Annotated in this window: 15 protein-coding genes; 7 read left to right on the plus strand and 8 right to left on the minus strand. The window is 40.3% G+C overall.

Annotation, left to right across the window (positions count from 1 at the left end):
• Positions 1-65 precede the first annotated feature (65 nt).
• The 5 genes from I7804_RS18315 to I7804_RS18335 are packed head-to-tail and all read right to left on the minus strand — an operon-like array spanning position 66 to position 3,228.
• Positions 66-509, minus strand: a complete 444-nt coding sequence (locus I7804_RS18315) for a DUF3237 family protein (protein ID WP_248406033.1) — start codon at positions 507-509, stop codon at positions 66-68.
• Positions 510-568: 59 nt separating this feature from the next.
• Positions 569-1,240, minus strand: a complete 672-nt coding sequence (locus I7804_RS18320) for a hypothetical protein (protein WP_248406035.1) — start codon at positions 1,238-1,240, stop codon at positions 569-571.
• Between the two features lie 15 nt (positions 1,241-1,255).
• On the minus strand, positions 1,256-1,921 hold the full coding sequence (locus I7804_RS18325) for a hypothetical protein (RefSeq protein ID WP_248406037.1): 666 nt from the start codon (positions 1,919-1,921) through the stop codon (positions 1,256-1,258).
• Positions 1,918-2,847 (minus strand): ATP-binding cassette domain-containing protein, encoded by a 930-nt coding sequence (locus I7804_RS18330; RefSeq protein ID WP_092046558.1) that lies wholly within the window; start codon positions 2,845-2,847, stop codon positions 1,918-1,920. Before I7804_RS18330 ends, I7804_RS18325 begins: the two co-directional genes overlap by 4 nt.
• A 3-nt stretch (positions 2,848-2,850) precedes the next feature.
• Positions 2,851-3,228 (minus strand): GntR family transcriptional regulator, encoded by a 378-nt coding sequence (locus I7804_RS18335; protein WP_022754496.1) that lies wholly within the window; start codon positions 3,226-3,228, stop codon positions 2,851-2,853.
• A gap of 312 nt (positions 3,229-3,540) precedes the next feature.
• Between I7804_RS18335 and I7804_RS18340 the strand changes: the two genes are divergently transcribed.
• Complete coding sequence (locus tag I7804_RS18340) at positions 3,541-5,061, plus strand: 4Fe-4S dicluster domain-containing protein (RefSeq protein WP_334303710.1); 1,521 nt, start codon at positions 3,541-3,543, stop codon at positions 5,059-5,061.
• A gap of 170 nt (positions 5,062-5,231) precedes the next feature.
• Here I7804_RS18340 and I7804_RS18345 read toward each other — a convergent pair whose 3' ends face one another.
• Positions 5,232-5,837 (minus strand): LURP-one-related/scramblase family protein, encoded by a 606-nt coding sequence (locus tag I7804_RS18345; RefSeq protein WP_092046552.1) that lies wholly within the window; start codon positions 5,835-5,837, stop codon positions 5,232-5,234.
• Between the two features lie 221 nt (positions 5,838-6,058).
• Between I7804_RS18345 and I7804_RS18350 the strand changes: the two genes are divergently transcribed.
• The 3 genes from I7804_RS18350 to I7804_RS18360 all read left to right on the plus strand — a co-directional run bounded on the left by I7804_RS18350 (position 6,059) and on the right by I7804_RS18360 (position 10,073).
• Positions 6,059-7,531: a glycosyltransferase gene (locus I7804_RS18350; protein WP_143057290.1), complete on the plus strand. Its 1,473-nt coding sequence runs from the start codon at positions 6,059-6,061 to the stop codon at positions 7,529-7,531.
• A gap of 52 nt (positions 7,532-7,583) precedes the next feature.
• The gene (locus I7804_RS18355; RefSeq protein ID WP_248406040.1) at positions 7,584-9,278 is read left to right on the plus strand and encodes an alpha-glucosidase; all 1,695 of its coding nucleotides are present in this window, start codon (positions 7,584-7,586) and stop codon (positions 9,276-9,278) included.
• Positions 9,279-9,464: 186 nt separating this feature from the next.
• A complete protein-coding gene (locus tag I7804_RS18360; protein WP_248406042.1) occupies positions 9,465-10,073 on the plus strand; it encodes a 5' nucleotidase, NT5C type in 609 nt (202 codons plus the stop codon).
• Between the two features lie 187 nt (positions 10,074-10,260).
• Here the strand turns inward: I7804_RS18360 and I7804_RS18365 are convergent, their stop codons facing one another.
• Positions 10,261-10,818, minus strand: coding sequence for an ECF transporter S component (locus tag I7804_RS18365; RefSeq protein WP_022757679.1), 558 nt, complete (start codon positions 10,816-10,818; stop codon positions 10,261-10,263).
• Positions 10,819-11,281: 463 nt separating this feature from the next.
• On the opposite strand from I7804_RS18365, the gene I7804_RS18370 reads away from it, so the two are divergent.
• Both I7804_RS18370 and I7804_RS18375 read left to right on the plus strand, forming a co-directional pair.
• Positions 11,282-12,889 carry a CTP synthase gene (locus I7804_RS18370; protein WP_248406051.1) on the plus strand — a complete coding sequence of 536 codons (1,608 nt, stop codon included), beginning with the start codon at positions 11,282-11,284 and terminating at the stop codon, positions 12,887-12,889.
• Positions 12,890-13,026: 137 nt separating this feature from the next.
• Positions 13,027-14,265, plus strand: coding sequence for an LL-diaminopimelate aminotransferase (locus I7804_RS18375; RefSeq protein ID WP_092046506.1), 1,239 nt, complete (start codon positions 13,027-13,029; stop codon positions 14,263-14,265).
• Between the two features lie 168 nt (positions 14,266-14,433).
• Here I7804_RS18375 and I7804_RS18380 read toward each other — a convergent pair whose 3' ends face one another.
• Positions 14,434-16,134 (minus strand): methyl-accepting chemotaxis protein, encoded by a 1,701-nt coding sequence (locus I7804_RS18380; RefSeq protein WP_248406053.1) that lies wholly within the window; start codon positions 16,132-16,134, stop codon positions 14,434-14,436.
• A gap of 364 nt (positions 16,135-16,498) precedes the next feature.
• On the opposite strand from I7804_RS18380, the gene I7804_RS18385 reads away from it, so the two are divergent.
• Positions 16,499-17,632: a hypothetical protein gene (locus I7804_RS18385; RefSeq protein ID WP_248406054.1), complete on the plus strand. Its 1,134-nt coding sequence runs from the start codon at positions 16,499-16,501 to the stop codon at positions 17,630-17,632.
• Positions 17,633-17,701: the final 69 nt, after the last annotated feature.

Genomic DNA, 17,701 nt, shown 5'->3' on the forward strand with positions numbered 1-17,701 from the left:
TTCTGGGGTCCCAACTCGCTTTTCTCAGACATGTGGACTCCGGGCAGAATGAAAAACTCCATCTTTTATTTTACACAGATATGGATCTGTATATGACCTTCTTCGTCCGTGCCGCTGATACTTCCTATAAGATCAGTATCTTCGAGATCTTTTAAAGCTTCGCTGTCTGTGAGGATCTTTGGAGTTGTTGTAAATCTGCCGCCATCAGACGTGCCATTATTCTCAATAAAAATGCGGCATTCTTTGCCTTCAAAATCCTTGCCCTTAAGGATATATCTTGCGGACAGAGTCCTTAAATTACTGCCTGCATCTTGCTTTTGAGTATCAACGCCGCCGTTTAATATATCTCCATCAAATATATCGCTGTGGCAATATCCGTCAAAGAGTATCATTAGAGCTTCGCCATTGTGTCCTTTGACTTCGTTAAACTCTTTTAACAGTACATCTATAGTAAGAATTTCTGTGCCTTGATCAAGGCATTCTTTTAAATTTGTAATCTGTGAGTTCATTAGATATGCTCCTGCTTTTTATTCTTACTCTATCACTTGAGATTATATCTAACAAGCTATTACCATTGCATTTTGCCAACGCTTCTTTTGATCATATATTCTGATAGGCTGTATTTATATACTAAATTGGATATTATAAGCGATACCAGATTGCCACTTATAAATAGTATGATCGTAGCTATTACAGCTGACCTGAAATCGATTGCCAATAATCTGGAGATTCCAAAAGTGTCGTTCTGAACTATAACCATACCAGGAATCATAAATGCGATAAAAAATATAAAAGATGGGGCATAAAACTTATATACTAATGCAAAATATATAAAGCAAAAGAACATAAAAATGCCTATCTCAAGGAGCGATGTCGACTGGATCATGCGGTTTTCTGCATCAGTAAGACCTTCTACACCATTATGAATAAGCCATACGCGATGAGCGATCACAACAAGCAGTGACAATAACATCAGTGGAAAGGATACAACATAAGGATATAATACCTGCAGTTTTTTCTTTAAAACTGATGACTGAATAAGGCCTGACATAGAAAGAGATATAAACATATGTCCTATAGTTATAGGGAATAGGAATATATAAAAGCCTCCGATAAAACTATTTATCGATCTAAATTCAAGTATCATACCTATTACAGCTATGACCAGCATAAATGTCAGCTGTTTTCTTACGCAGCTTCCGTATTTTAAAAGTTTCAAACATCTTATAAATGATCTCATTTTCAAAAATCCTCCTTAGCTTCTTCGAGATACCACATCCAAAAAGCTCTTATCATAACTATGACTTGCATGAAGATAACTGATAATAGTTACGATGATCCCCAGTACAAGTGCTGCTAACATGAATATCCCCAGCTTTAAGGCGTCAAATCTGATACCAAGAGCTGTTAAAAAGGCTACCGGTATAATAGTCAATATAACGAAGGGGGTAGATATTATCGGATATATGGTAAAAGTACCAAAGTATCTGACTACATTCACTGCAAGTGTATTCATGGTATATGCTATTAGCACTACTATTACTTTAATTGGTATATAATATGGATCATAGTGATCTGCAAAAGCTGTAATAACTGAGCATATGCCGATCACTAGCACATAATGTACAAAGTTTCTGGCATGTTCCTGCATGATACCATTTATGAAGGTTCTTTTGCCATAAAATGAGCTTCTAAGGATAGTATTGTGTGAGTCACTGGAGTATGCTCCGTTAAAGCTAAAATAATCTCTGAATATCTCTGCGATCATGGTATAACATAATGTTATGCCGGTAGCTCCCTCTACAAGGCCAAGCGTTATAAAAAAGTGAACGACGATGATGACGATAGGGGCAGCTAATCCGAAGAGCAGTGTATCCCAGATGCTATGATACATATTGTATGTCTTTATAGCGTTTTTCATGATGCTTCCCTCTTATTATTGACGCCTCCTAAAACGGAGTACTCTTTCATTATGTGTACTGAAATCTGAGAAAGTGTAGGTCTTTCTACTGCAATATCCATACCTGATAATTTATCGAGATCATCTGAAAGGCAGATTCCTTCGAAGCCAAATGAGTTTGTAGAAATATTTCTGATGACTTTTGATGCGTAGCTTTCGTCTTTTTTCTCGCCTTTAACGAGGATATATTTTTCTTTTAAGTCTTCTACAAAGCCCTGTTCAACTATCCTGCCCTGCTCTACTATAATGACGTAATCTGTGATATTCTCCATATCAGAGATATTGTGAGTTGAGAAAAGAACACTTCTTTCGCCATCATTCTCACTAAGATAATCACGAAGCATATTGCAAAGCTTATCTCTCATAAGAGGATCAAGGGGTGATGCGGGCTCATCCAGTAACAGAAGATCTGTATCCCTTGCAAGGATTCCTGCCAGCATGAGCTTTACTTTGTTACCATCAGAGAGGTCTTTGACTTTTTTATTTTTTTCAAAAACACCGCCCTGGTAAAGAGCCAGATCGTTGCATATCTGTGTGTATCTATCAAGATGGAAATTGTCGAACAAAAGGCTCTGCAGATCTTCTATCTGACTTAAAGTCCAATGAGGGAAGAAATAGTTGCCTGTTCCAAGATATCCGATCCTGTTCTTGACATCAGCAATCTTCTCTCTGTCCTTGTCATTGTATTGGTCAAAAAATCTAAGGCTTCCTTTGTAATCCAGTTTGATACCTGCAAGGATATCAAGAAGCGTTGTCTTACCTGCGCCGTTCTCGCCAATAAGTGCGGTTGCAAATCCTTTGGGAATCTTAAGATTCTCTACATCCAGTGTGAAATTCTTATATTTCTTGATAATATTGTGACCTTCTATTACATAATTGCATTCCATAACTTATTCCTCCAAATCAAGACTTAATAATGTCTGTAGTGTCTGGGTGAGCTCTTCACCTGTCATGCCGGCAAGCTTGGCGGAGTTTATAGCGCTAAGCAGAGCGTCCTCTACCTTGCGTCTGTGCTGCTCGATGAGCATCTGCGTATCCTGGGCATTGACATAGTAGCCCTTGCCTTGAACTGCTGTTACAAGTCCTTCCTGCTCCAGCTGTTCATAAGCTTTAAGCGTTGTTATAACGCTTATCTTCAGATCTTTGGCAAGTCCTCTGATAGAAGGAAGATACTCTCCTTGAGCTAGTCTTCCTTCCAGGATATCTGATCTGAAGCTATCAGCAATCTGCTGATATATTGGTATCCCTGATGACTGTAATATTTTCATTACTTCCTCCGGATTAGCATAGATTGAGATTGCTTTGTTCTATAAACAGAAAATGTAAAGCATGTATAACTGTTTATGTGTTATATATACACCTATAACAGATTGGTGTCAAGCCATCCCCTGGAAATAATTTTTAGAAATAATTGTTAGAACTGATATTTAGAAATGATTTTTAGGGTACAAAACTAAGATTACTCAGTATATAATAGTTTTGTAAACAATTTATAGTTAATGGCAGATTGGCAACTGCAGTATTAACCTGTTTCTATAAATATCAGTTTTAAAAGCTAAAACAAGGAGATTTATATGAGTATTCGTGGTATTTATACGTCGGTCAATGATATCCGTAAGCGTGTATTTACAGAAGTAGCAAGATTGTCATACAACTATAAAGATGGCGATCTGTCTGAGATGGAGATGATTCCATATCGCATAGTCCCCGGTGAAGAGTCCAAATACAGGGAGAGCGTATTCCTTGAAAGGGCTATCGTTAAAGAAAGAATGCGTCTTGCTATGGGTCTGTCCCTTAGAAGCGCTGCAGAGCATGCTCCGGTATCTACAGGTGCTGAAGAATGTGTTAAACCGGAGAAATATTATCAGCCTCCGCTTATAAATATCATTAAATTCGCATGTAACAAGTGCCCTGACAATGTTGTTACAGTCAGCAATCAGTGTCAGGCATGTCTTGCTCACCCTTGTCATGAGGTATGTCCTCGTGATGCTATCAAATTCGATCACGGTAAATCTGTCATAGATCAGGAGAAATGTATCAAGTGTGGCAGATGTATAGAGGTGTGCCCTTACAATGCTATCATCCGTATGGAAAGACCATGTTCCAAGGCTTGCGGAGTTAAGGCTATAGGTACAGATGAACATGGACGTGCAGATATCGATTATGATAAGTGTGTAAGCTGCGGTATGTGCCTTGCCAACTGTCCGTTTGGCGCTATCGCTGATAAAGCTCAGATATTCCAGACAATTCAGGCTATAAAGAGTGATACACCTGTATATGCTGCTATCGCTCCTGCTATTGTAGGTCAGTTCGGACCGGATCTTACTCTTGATAAGATGCGCTATGCATTTAAGGCCCTTGGCTTTGAAGATGCTGTAGAAGTTGCTATTGGTGCAGACCTTTGTACACTTCAGGAAGCAGATGACTTCATCAAAGAAGTTCCTGAGAAGCTTCCATTTATGGGTACTTCCTGCTGTCCTGCCTGGTCAGCTATGGCCAAGAGAGACTTCCCGGAGCAGGCTAACTGTATATCCATGGCCCTTACTCCTATGGTTCTTACAGGAAGACTTCTCAAACAGCAGCATCCTGACTGCAAGATCGCCTTTATAGGACCTTGTGCTGCTAAGAAGCTTGAAGCTATGAGAAAATCTGTTCGAAGTGATATTGACTTCGTTCTTACTTTTGAAGAAGTTATGGGTATGTTCGAAGCTAAGGGTGTTAACTTCGCAGAGTTCGAGACACATAACACCATGCATGGCGGCTCCGGTGATGGTAGAGCCTTTGCTATAGGCGGCGGTGTTGCCAATGCTGTGGCCAATGTTATCAAAGAAAGATATCCTGACAGAGAGGTTAAGGTAGAACGTGCCGAAGGTCTTGATGAATGTAAGAAGATGCTGATGATGGCCAAAGCCGGCAAATATAACGGCTATCTTCTTGAAGGAATGGCTTGCCCAGGAGGCTGCATCGGCGGTGCCGGAACTGTAATGCCTATTGCCAAGTCCAAGGCTGCCGTACTTCAGAACCAGAAGCAGTCAAGTAAAGCTCATGCATATGACAGTACATATGAAGAGTGGCTTGAAGAGCTTGCAGAAAGAGACTGAGTTTAACCTCATGTTTTTTACAAACAAACTTTAAATTAATAAAAATAAAGCGCCGAGGTAATAGTTCCTTGGCGCTTTGATACATTAATATGATCGTTTATGCAAAAGATATAATAGCACAGGTTATTTTATCAGAAAGACTTTATTATTAAGCTTTTGTTTTGTAGCTTTTAATTTGAAGATGATGAAGACGATGATGATGAAGCAGAAGCACTCTCCCTGTCTCTTATCATATGCTGAAGTGTTATGAGTATAGCTACGATTATCTTCTCATATTCAGGCTTATATATATCAACACAATACTTGTCGTGGATAGACAGCATCTTTTGGGATATAACTGCGATAATATCGCCGTTTTGATCATATATCTCGAAGTTAAGACCCAGTATATTGCCCTTGAGCTGCCAGCCAAGACCGACTATATTGGTGATATCCTTGATGATATGGAACAGTTCGTTGGACAGCTCAAAGGAAAGACCATCATCCATGGTGATGTAATGTCTCTCATGCAGGGAAAAGAATTTTTTCTCAATATGAGCAATCTTGCGGTCCTGAGCATCGAATACATCAGTTTTGTCATGAAGTGAGAGAAATTTAGTCCAGGTATGATATACGATATTCTCATGCTGATCTGTTATATCGATCTTATGATGAAGTGTAAAAACTTTGGTACTTGTAAATAAGGACTTGGCAGGAGCCCCGAAATGATCTACATTATTGACATTGGCTTCTTGTCCTGCCTCGCGGTATCTGTGAACTTTAGAAAATACACCCATTTTTTAAAAACCTCCCACTGGTATATTTGATTTTTTGAGTCATGAGGTACAAAATATGAGTATAAAGGTCATAAGTAATATCGATTCAAGCCTTCTCGAAAATGAATCTGAATGTGACTATGAATAAGAGTATTTGACCCGGCTCATAAAGTATATTGATAGTACATATAAGTTGTAATAAGTATAATTGGTATTGGCTTGTACAGCAATACTAATTATGTTTGATCAATAAAAAGTATAAGGAGATAAGAGCTGATAGATTCTCTATCAAGGCTCATAAAGGACACGTATATATGAAGATAAGTCTTTTGAATGATTCTTTTCCACCGGTTATAGACGGAGTTGCCAATGTAGTCATGAACTACGCTTCTATCCTCAATGATATGGATGGCAACAGTGTTATGGTCGCAACTCCCAAGTATCCTGAAGCTGATTATTATCAGTACCCATATCTTGTTATCCCGTATCAGAGCTTTGATACAACTCAGATCATAAAAGGATATAGAGCAGGCAATCCTTTTGCCATAAGAGAGTTTCAGGATATGAAGGAATTCGCTCCGGATATCATACACTCTCACTGCCCTGTCTCATCTACTGTACTTGCAAGGCTCCTTCGCCGTGATACAGGGGCTCCTATCGTCTTCACATATCACACTAAGTTCGATGTAGATATTGCAAGGGCTGTTAAGGCACAGATAATCCAGAAGGAAGCCATAAACGTACTGGTATCCAATATAGAAGCCTGTGATGATGTCTGGGTTGTAAGTAAAGGAGCCGGCGAGAACCTTAAGTCTCTTGGTTATGAGGGTGAGTACCGTGTCATGAACAATGGCGTAGACTTTGCCAAGGGTTTATCATCACAATCTGCTGTTCTTGAAGCGACTAAGGACTATGACCTTCCGGAGGGTGTTCCTGTATTTATATATGTTGGCAGGATCATCAAATATAAGGGACTGTCACTGATACTCGATGCTTGCGAGATCCTGGACAAGGCAGGTATGGATTTTAGGATGGTATTTGTAGGAAGCGGCCCCGATGCAGATGAACTGAAGGCTAGAGCTATAGGACTTGGCGGCAAAGTTATTTTCACAGGACCAATATATGACAGAGAGGTGCTAAAAGCGTGGAATACAAGAGCTGATCTCTTCCTGTTCCCATCAGTTTATGATACCAATGGTCTGGTTGTAAGAGAAGCAGCAGCATGCGGCCTTGCCAGCGTCCTTATCAAGGATTCATGCGCATCAGAAGGCATCACAGATGGCAGAAACGGTTATATCATCGAAGAAAGCGGTCAGGCTATGGCTGATCTATTACTGCGTGTATGCAAGGATATGGACAATGTCCATGATGTTGGCATGCATGCTATGGATGAAATATATATATCATGGGAAGATAGTGTTCATAAGGCTTACGAGCGTTATGGCGAAGTCCTGGATCTTAAGGCTGCCGGCAAGCTTGAAGATCATAGGAAGCTCACTGCAAGGCTTGAAGACTACTCGTATCTGTTCGAGAAGTATTCAGATGTCCTGACTCACTTCCCTTTCGATATACAGGATGATATCAAGGATTTCTCACACGGACTGTATCATGAAGTTAAGAACTTCTCGATTAATTCAACTAATAAGATCAATGAGAAGATTGAAAAGTTCTATAACGCATATGATAAGTTCATATCTGAGATTGACAGATCTTAAATACTAAATGAATTAAATATATTTTTTTACCATATTCTATAAGGAGCGGCCTATGACGGAGTCTAATAAGAACACTATTATCAAAGACTTTAGAAGTATGTCTTTCTATCAGATATGGATCAGGAGTTTTGCGGATGGCAATGGCGACGGGATCGGAGACCTTATAGGGGTCTATGACAAGCTTGATTATATTAAAGAGCTGGGAGTTGACGGTATATGGTTCTCTCCCTTGTATCCCTCTCCCAATGCTGATTTTGGGTATGATATCTCGGATTATTATGATATACATCCGGACTATGGCAACCTTGATCTGTTCAAGAAGGTACTAAAAGGCGCTCATGAAAGAGGGCTTAAAGTCCTGATGGATCTGGTAGTCAATCACACGTCAGATGAGCATAAATGGTTTCTTGAAAGTAAGAAAAGCCGGGACAATGCTTATAGCGACTACTATATCTGGAAAGATCCCAAGATCGTCAAGGGCAAAAAGTGCCCTCCAAATAACTGGGATTCTCTTTTTGAAGGCAAAGCCTGGGAATATGTCCCCGAAAGGGATCAGTACTATCTTCATATTTTTGCCAGAAAACAGCCTGACCTTAATATGGACAATCCTGTAGTAAGGCAGGAAGTCAAGAAGATCATGCGCTTTTGGCTTTCGATGGGTGTTGATGGATTCAGAGAGGATGTCATCACCTTCATATCCAAACATCCTGATCTTCCAGATGGCAATCCGTTTATTCCTATAGCTAATGGTATGCCATTTTATAAGGATGGGCCCAAGATTCAGGAGTATCTTAGGGAGTTTAGGGACGTATGCCTTGAATATGGTGCTCTTCAGATAGGTGAAGCGCCCATGACTACAGTAGAAACTGCCCTTTTGTATATAACAGGCAAAGAGAGAACTCTTGATATGATGTTCCACTTTGACCATATGATGGCAGACTGCTTCCTTACTGAGTATATCCATAGAGATTTTAACCTTGTTAAGCTTAAGAGCGCTTTTAGCAAGTGGCAGACAAGACTTCTTGGTAAAGGCTGGAATGCTCTGTATCTTGAGAATCACGACCATCCCCGTATTATAAGCCGTTATGGTGATGAGAAAAACTTCTGGAGAGAAAGCGGAACTGCTCTTGCGGCATGTTACCTGTTCCAGCAAGGGACACCTTTTATCTATCAGGGTCAGGAAATAGGTATGACCAATATAAGCCTTAGCTCTATCGATAAGTATATAGATGTCTCTTCTAAGAATAATTATAACAATTTCCATACAAACTGGCCCAAGGCAAAACGCCTTAAAAGGATCAGGGATTCAAGTCGCGACTCTTCAAGAACGCCCATGCAATGGAATAGCAACAAGTATGCAGGATTTTCAAGCGTTAAACCATGGTTTTATATAAATCATAATTATAAAACCGTTAATGTGGAAGCCGAAGAGAAGGATCCTGACAGTATACTCAACTTCTACAAAAAGTGCCTTGCTATACGAAAAGAAAACAAAGGACTTATCTACGGCAGATATTTTGAGCATTTCCATTTTAGTAAGAAGTTATATGTTTATACAAGAAGATATAAAAACGAACGTTATCTTATCATGATCTCCTTCTCTGATATTGAGGAAAAGATCAAGGTTCCAAAGGGATACGATCTTAATGAGATGGAGCTTCTTATATCCAACTATAAAGATACTGATAGTATTGATTTCTATGCCAACTTAAGGCCATATGAAGTCAGAGTCTTCAAGAACAAATGAGCAATCTTACATCGGAAGATGCCCCCTGGGAACGAAGATAAGGGACTATTTTGCATCCTAATATGGTCCTTCACCTATGCCGCCAGGGGTCATTTTTGGGTCTGGATATGGTCCCTTGACTATGTCACTAGAGGTCATTTATTATAGTAATCTAACTAATTTTGATTACTAAGGAGCATAGCAGATTTGAATATTTATATTGATTTTGATGATTGCCTCTGCGAGACAGCAAGAGCACTTTCTGGTCTTGCAAAAGAGCTGTTTGGCAAAGATGTCCCATATGAAAATATACAGTTTTTCAACCTTCAGAAGTCTTTTGATCTTGATGAGGCTCAGTATGAAGAGCTTATGATCAAGGCTCATCTTCCGGAAGTTCTTAGGGCTTATGAAGAGACTAAAGGAGCATCTGAAACAGTTAATAAGTGGCTTGATGAAGGACATAATGTATCAATCATAACAGGCCGCCCCTCAAGTGCATATGAACCATCCCGCAAGTGGCTTGATGAGCACGGTTTAGAGCGTGTTAAGCTTTTTTGCCTTAACAAATACGGCAGGGATAGTTTTATCAAGAACAGCGAGTTCACTCTTGAACTGGAAGACTATTATAAGATGAAATTTGATGTTGCTATCGAAGACTCTCCTCTTGCATTTAAGTTCTTCGATCATCTTCCTGATCTTAAGGTCATGGTATATGACCGCCCGTGGAATCATAATGCAGAGCTTCCCGGCGACAATTTTAAACGTTGCATGGATTGGGAGTATATCAGTAAGCAGGTTGAGCAGATAGAAGTTTGAAAATGCTTCATTTGGCAAAAATAGCAAACGGCGACAGCAGCGCTACCCCTACAAATTACGGCATAAATTAAAGAGCAAAACAAGGGTTATGAATGCTAGCATGCATTTGTAAATGATTAAAACCTCCTCGCCTGATAGAGTTTCTATCCGGATGAGGAGGTTTTTCTAAATAAGATCCCTGGGGGCATTAATTATTCGAATTTGCAAGATATTTCTTGAGCGGGATCCATATTACAAATGCGATAACGCTTCCGATCAAAGCTGTTATGAGCTGCACTGTTGAGAACTGAGCCTGAAGAACTGGCAGCATCTTCTCCTGCATTGGCTGTGGAAGGAATGTGGGAAGCAGCCACAGAGAGATTGTAAGTCCCATAACTGCGGCCTTTACGACACTTCCGACTACCATTCCTATACATAGGCGGATATTCTTATCAATATTTTTTAAAACTTTTTGATAGAAAAGCCATACAAAGATTGCAAGGATGGCATTGCCAAGCATTACCATAGGTATCATCATAGGAACAGCAGCCATTACAGGGCTTCCTGTGATTATGAAAGCTGTAACCGGAGTTATGATACTGAGGATTATGCCGCACCACAGTCCTGCGGTCAGAACTGCGATGATAATGCAGGCATTGATGATAGGACCTGTTATAAATACGCTTAAGTTTTTGAAGAACTGGCTCACAATACAGATGGCGAGCAAAATACCTGTTAGTGCAATTTGTTTTGTAGTAATTTTCATATTGCTCATTTCCTCCCATGGATGTAATGAATTTGATTCATATTAGATACAAGTAAAAGTTTTCTAAAGATAAAAAGTCATACAACTATATGAATTGTATAAATAAATATAGAAATGTACAAATAGTATCGATAATAAATACATTATACATTTAATTATCGTTAATTACTATAGATAGGTTTTATTGTATCTCCTCCCCAACCATATAAAAAGTATACACTAAAACGAGGGAAAATGCTCTCCTGAAAGCGGAGGCAAGGGATCAAAAAAGCGAGCATTATTTGCAAAAAAGTGGCGCGTAATTTACTCTTGACAAATTAGTAATATGGTCACATAATAAAGCGTCAAATTAATAGATTATTTTTTATATACGAAGAACCGACAAAGGCGCCGGGTATCTTTTACGGGATACCTCTCACCCTTTATACCGGTTCTTTTTTGTTTGTAGAAGAAGGAGACTTATATGGCGACAAAATATGTATTTGTAACAGGAGGCGTAGTTTCAGGCCTTGGCAAAGGAATCACAGCAGCATCTCTCGGAAGGCTCTTAAAAGCCAGAGGATACAAGGTAACAATGCAGAAATTCGACCCATACTTGAACGTCGATCCCGGTACTATGAATCCCATCCAGCATGGTGAGGTATTCGTAACAGATGATGGCACGGAGACTGACCTTGACCTGGGACATTATGAGCGTTTCATCGATGAAAGTCTCGACAAGAATTCCAATGTAACAAGTGGTAAGGTTTACTGGTCTATCCTGCAAAAAGAGCGCCGCGGAGATTTTGGCGGCCACACAGTTCAGGTAATCCCTCATGTGACCAATGAGATCAAGAGCCGCTTCTATCGCAATGACTCTGATGATGAGATGCATATCGCCATCATTGAAGTAGGCGGAACTGTTGGTGATATTGAATCACAGCCCTTCCTTGAAGCTATACGTCAGTTCCAGCATGAGGTAGGCCCTCAGAATTCAATGCTCATTCTGGTTTCGCTTCTTCCATATCTTAAGTGTTCTCAGGAGCTTAAGACCAAGCCTACACAGTCTGCAGTCAAGACTATGCAGGGAATGGGTCTTCAGCCGGATGTCATCGTTGCAAGGTCTGAAGTAGACTTTGACGATGAGCTTAAGGACAAAATCGCACTTTTTTGTAATATTCCATCTGAAAATGTCCTCAAGAATCTGGACCTTAAATATCTCTACGAGGCTCCTCTTGCTATGGAAAAAGAGCACCTTGCCCAGGTAGCATGCAAGTGTCTTGGCATAGAATGTCCTGAGCCTGACCTTACAGACTGGAAAGAGATGGTAGATACGCTCTATTCATTAAATCATTCAGTAAATATAGCTCTTGTCGGTAAGTATACTCAGCTTCACGATGCATATATCAGCGTAGTAGAAGCCCTCAAGCATGGCGGTATCTCTAACAAGACTGAAGTAAATATCAAGTGGGTTGATTCTGAGACTATCACAGATGAAAATGTCAGTGATGCTCTTAAGGATGTTGATGGTATCCTTGTACCGGGAGGTTTTGGTGACAGAGGTATAGACGGGATGATCTGTGCTATCAGATATGCCAGAGAGAACAATGTTCCGTTCCTTGGCCTGTGCCTTGGTATGCAGCTGTCTATTGTAGAATTTGCAAGAAACGTTGCAGGGATACGTGATGCTGATTCTATTGAGTTTAACGCAAGCACACAGCACCCTGTGATAGCTTTCCTTCCTGATCACGATGCTGATGACGAACTTGGCGGTACTCTTCGCCTTGGATCATATCCATGTACTTTGAAAAAAGGCTCTCTTGCTGAAAAGCTCTATGGTACCTGCGAGATCGCAGAGCGCCATCGTCACAGATATGAAGTTAATAATGCTTTCAGAGAAGCATTTACAGCTGCAGGCTTGTCTATATGCGGAACATCACCTGATAACAGGATCGTAGAGATGATAGAGAATCCTTCATGCGATTTCTTCATTGCAACACAGGCTCACCCAGAGCTTAAGTCAAGACCCAACAGGCCACATCCTCTTTTTGCAGGCCTTGTAGAAGCTGCGCTTAAGCATGAGCAGAAATAAATTCATATTAGTATATTCGTCTTAACAGGAATATAGATCATAATATGCATATAAAGAAATATCATTACCCCAAAATCTATTTTTATAGTAATGATATTTCCAAGACATAAAACAAGAAATTATCTACAGGAGGACACATGTACACACTTAACGAAAACTACTTAAAGCTTCCGGGAAGCTATCTGTTCTCAGGAATTGCCAAGAAAGTTGCTGCTTATCAAGAAGCACATCCTGATGCTGACATAATCCGCCTTGGAATAGGCGATGTAACACAGCCCTTATGTAAAGCTGTAATAGATGAGCTTCACAAGGCTGTAGATGAGATGGCTAGTGCAGATACCTTTAAAGGCTACGCTCCCGATCTTGGATATGAGTTCCTGCGTCATGCAATGGCCCAGAATGACTACAGAGACAGAGGATGCGATATAGCTGACGATGAGATCTTCATATCAGATGGAGCTAAGTCAGACTCTGCCAATATCCAGGAGATCTTCGGAGCAGATGTAAGGCTCGCTGTATGTGACCCTGTATATCCTGTATATGTTGACTCCAATGTCATGGCAGGAAGATGCGGCGATTATGATGACAAGACAGGTATGTGGAGTAATGTTATCTATATGCCATGCACGGCTGATAACGGCTTCGTACCGCAGCTCCCTACTAAGACTCCTGACCTTATCTATCTGTGCTTTCCTAATAACCCTACAGGCGAAGTTATAACAAAAGATGAGCTTCAGAAGTGGGTTGATTATGCTAATAAGGTTGGCGCTGTCATCATATATGATGCAGCCTATGAAGCTTATATCACTGATCCTTCTATCCCTCACAGCATCTATGAATGTGAGGGCGCCAGAACCTGTGCTATAGAGCTTAGATCTTTTTCCAAAAATGCGGGATTCACAGGTCTTAGACTTGGCGCTACTATAATACCTCACGATATAGTAGTGGCAAAGACTGCTATAGGCAAAGAAAACGTAGAGCTTCACAGCCTCTGGGCAAGGCGCCACGGCACCAAATATAACGGAGCTCCCTACATCGTGCAGCGCGCTGGATATGCCTGCTACTCAGACGAGGGCAAGGCTCAGATCAAAGAGCAGGTTGCAACTTATATGAAGAATGCCCACTACATCAAGAATGGTCTCAAAGAAGCAGGCTATACAGTCTACGGCGGCGAGAACTCTCCTTATGTATGGCTTAAAACTCCTGACGATATGACCAGCTGGGAATTCTTCGATATGCTTCTTGAAAAGGCTGGTGTAGTAGGAACTCCCGGCTCAGGATTTGGTCCAAGCGGCGAGCACTACTTCAGACTCACAGCTTTCGGAAGCTATGAAAATAGCGTAAAAGCTATCGAAAGAATAAAAAATATGAAATAAGATGATATATTATTTTACAATAGATCTATGTAAATAATTAAAGAGGCAGCTTATAAATGATTTTGAAGATCAAATATAAGCTGCCTTATTTGTTGAGATCAAAAAGTTATTCTATGAATTATATGCGGGCGCTAAGGGCCTGATCATGATAAAAGAAATAATGAAATCTTATATTGTAAAGGAGTTGCGGATTTCTTTAAGCTCATTGGAATTGTCTTTGGTTTCTGCAACAACAGATACAACGCCCTCTGAAAGCTGTGCTACATCAGTAGTCTTCTCTGCTACGGTTGTAACAGCCTGAGCAGCTTCGCCAACTGTCTTGGATATATCAGCAATTGATGTGCTGATCTCTGTTGTAGATTCCTGAAGCTCCCCTATCTGATTGTAGATTGAGCCAAGGGCATCTGCGAATCCCTGAGCATCCTGCTCATATTGCTGGCTCACATCAAGGAACTTGTCATAGTCAGCGGCAACATCAGTGCTTACATAATCAAGCGTTCGCTGGAGACATGTACTCATCTCGTTAACGGCATCCTGAACCTCTGCTACGATCTCCATGATATCTTTGACAGTCTCAGAAGACTGAGTCGCAAGTGATCCGATCTCTGTAGCAACAACTGCAAAGCCTTTACCTGCATCGCCTGCACGGGCAGCTTCTATGGATGCGTTAAGTGCAAGGAGGTTGGTCTGGCTGGCAATATTCTGAATAGCTCCTGCCAGAGTGTTGACCTTTTCCACTGCTTTTGATTTCTCAAGAGCTTCTTTGCCCTGAGCATCAATCTCTTCATATATTTTCTGCGTCTTCTCAGAAGCTGCTATTGTATCCTGGCGGATGCCTGCAGCCTTCTCACTTATCTCCTTAGCCATGTCAGAAGAGTTAAGAGCCGAATCCGCGATAGCATCTGCTTTGTTCTTGATAGTAGCTGTATTGTCACTTATAAGATCAGTAGACGCTGATGTCTCTTCCATTGATGCTGCAAGTTCCTGCGAAGTTGCAGAGTTGTCAGCATTGGCAGAATCTATCTTAAATGTTATATCTGAAAGTGTCTCTGCATGTTCTTCAAGATTGCTGGAAGTATCACTTATCCTTCCTACGATATCTCTAAGGCTCTGTTCCATCTCTCCGATAGCTATGGCCATGATGCCGGTCTCATCTTTATTTTTCTCCATCTTCTCAAGATCACCGCTCATGGTGAAGTTGAGATCTCCAACCTGCTTGATGACACCTGTAAGGATTCGGATGGGTTTTGTGATGCCTGCAGCTGCGATTATACTAAATCCCAAAAGGACAAGGCCCAGAACTGTAGATAGCATGATACTTGCATTTCTTACAGTATTGATATCAGCCATGACTTCATTTTCATTGGCAACTATAACAGCAACCCATTTAGTTGACGATATGACCTGATAAGAGCCATATTTAGTGACTCCGTTCTCATCCACATAGTGGAATACACCGTTTTCTTCGTATTTACCGGTAGGTATTGCTTTGAGGATAGCTGCAACATTATCATTAAAAACAGTGGTGCCAACCTTATCTTCTTTCTTATGATATAAGAATGTTCCCTCTCCATCTACAACGTATAGATAACTCGAGTCAATACCATTTAAGCCTTTACCTTCAAGTCTTGTCTTAAGGACTTCATACGTAGTTCCTTCCTCGCCGTAATCTGTTACAAGCTCATCTACAAGCATAGATGAAAGTGTAGCTATATCCTGCATGTTATTCTCAGTTACCTTTTGAATAGCATTCCTTGACTGAGGGATGATATATACAACATTTAGAAGGAAAAAAAGTAGAACGCAGCCAATTATGAGCATGATTATCTTAGCATAGATAGAATAGATATTTATCGATCTTTTTTTCATGAAGATACCTCCTACGGACTTCACTTCACACTTTACGAATCTATATCGGTGTAAAAAAGTGATAATATTATAGGAATTTATCTATATGAAATTATTTTATCGCTTTTACTAATTTCCCCAATTGGGACGGACCAGCATCCCCAAAGTTTTTACAAGGACAGGCAGTATATAAATCATTGCCACACTGTTAATTATTTTATGAATTGAGGAATTTGCATACTAAACTCTTGCTACAGGATCTTTAACCTGTGTTACAATTGAGAAGACATCATTATTAGTTGGTAGAATATATAGATGCTCTTTTTCTGAGAAAAAAGAATCTATAGTATGCAGAGCTTGCCTTGCGCGGGCAAAAAGGAGAATTATGAATAGAATTAAAAATATATCAAAGGTATTAGGACTTATACTGTCAGTTTCAGTTCTGTCAGCCTGTACATCACCTGGAGTAGATAATAAGGACGTATCAGGGACAATAACACCTGCAAGTAACAACGGCTCATCTATAGCAGGAGCAGCTACTAACGCAGATATATCCGGTGAAGGTGCATCCAATGAAGATGCAGCACCTAATAGCGAGACATCAGATGTGGCAGGTAGCGATAATGCTTCAGAAAAAGGCTCTGATCAGAGCGCATCTGCAGCTACAGAGGCTACTATCTACAGAGATCCCATAAGCAACCAGGAGCCTGTCAAGGACGGTTATCTTAATATAGTCTTCTTAGGAGATGAACAGTTTCTTACAGGAGAATCTGAAGGCAATACCATACCTGATCTTATGACCAACAGGTTCGATTATACCAATATCTATAACCTTGCGATAAAGGATACTACAGGCGCTATCCCTCGTTCTCAGACTTCTACAAAGCCCTCTGATTATAAAGAGCCTAATTTTACAGCTATGGCGCATGTCCTTGCCGGAGATATCAAGGCAGATACCTTTAGCAGCTACCTTGGAACAGACGGCGTTGCGGCTTGTAATAAGATTGATGTTAAGACAGTTGATTATTATGTTATAGGTTATGGATATCACGATTATTACAACGGAATAGAATCAACTAATGAGAACAATCCTGAAGATGAGCACACTCTTCACGGGGCTATAGTAACAGGTATAAAGATCATACAGGAAGTATCCCCTAATGCTCAGTTCATAGTATGCAGTCCTTACTATTGCAGATTTTTTGATGAAAATGGTAAAGATATTGGAGATGCCTTCTCTGTCACAAAAGGGCTTAATACACTTGCTGTATATGCCAATGAGACAGTCCTTGCAGCCGATCAGTGTACCAATACCTTAAAGCTTCCTGCTATAAGCGGTACATTATTTGACCTAAATGGACACACCTATACTCAGTATCTTGAATCTGACGGACTTACCATGAATCTTAAGGGCCGCAGGATATATACAGACGCTCTTGCAAGACTTATAAAATATCACTTGGGATTTATTGGCGAGGAAGAAGCTAATAAAACGATCACAATTGCAGATTATAACTAAGTAAACGATTAAAAAGCGGAAGAAAGTAAGGCATAATAGCTTTACTTTTTTCCGCTTTTTTGCAATGAT

It is taken from the genome of Butyrivibrio fibrisolvens (assembly GCF_023206215.1).
Classification (GTDB): Bacteria; Bacillota; Clostridia; order Lachnospirales; family Lachnospiraceae; genus Butyrivibrio; species Butyrivibrio fibrisolvens_C.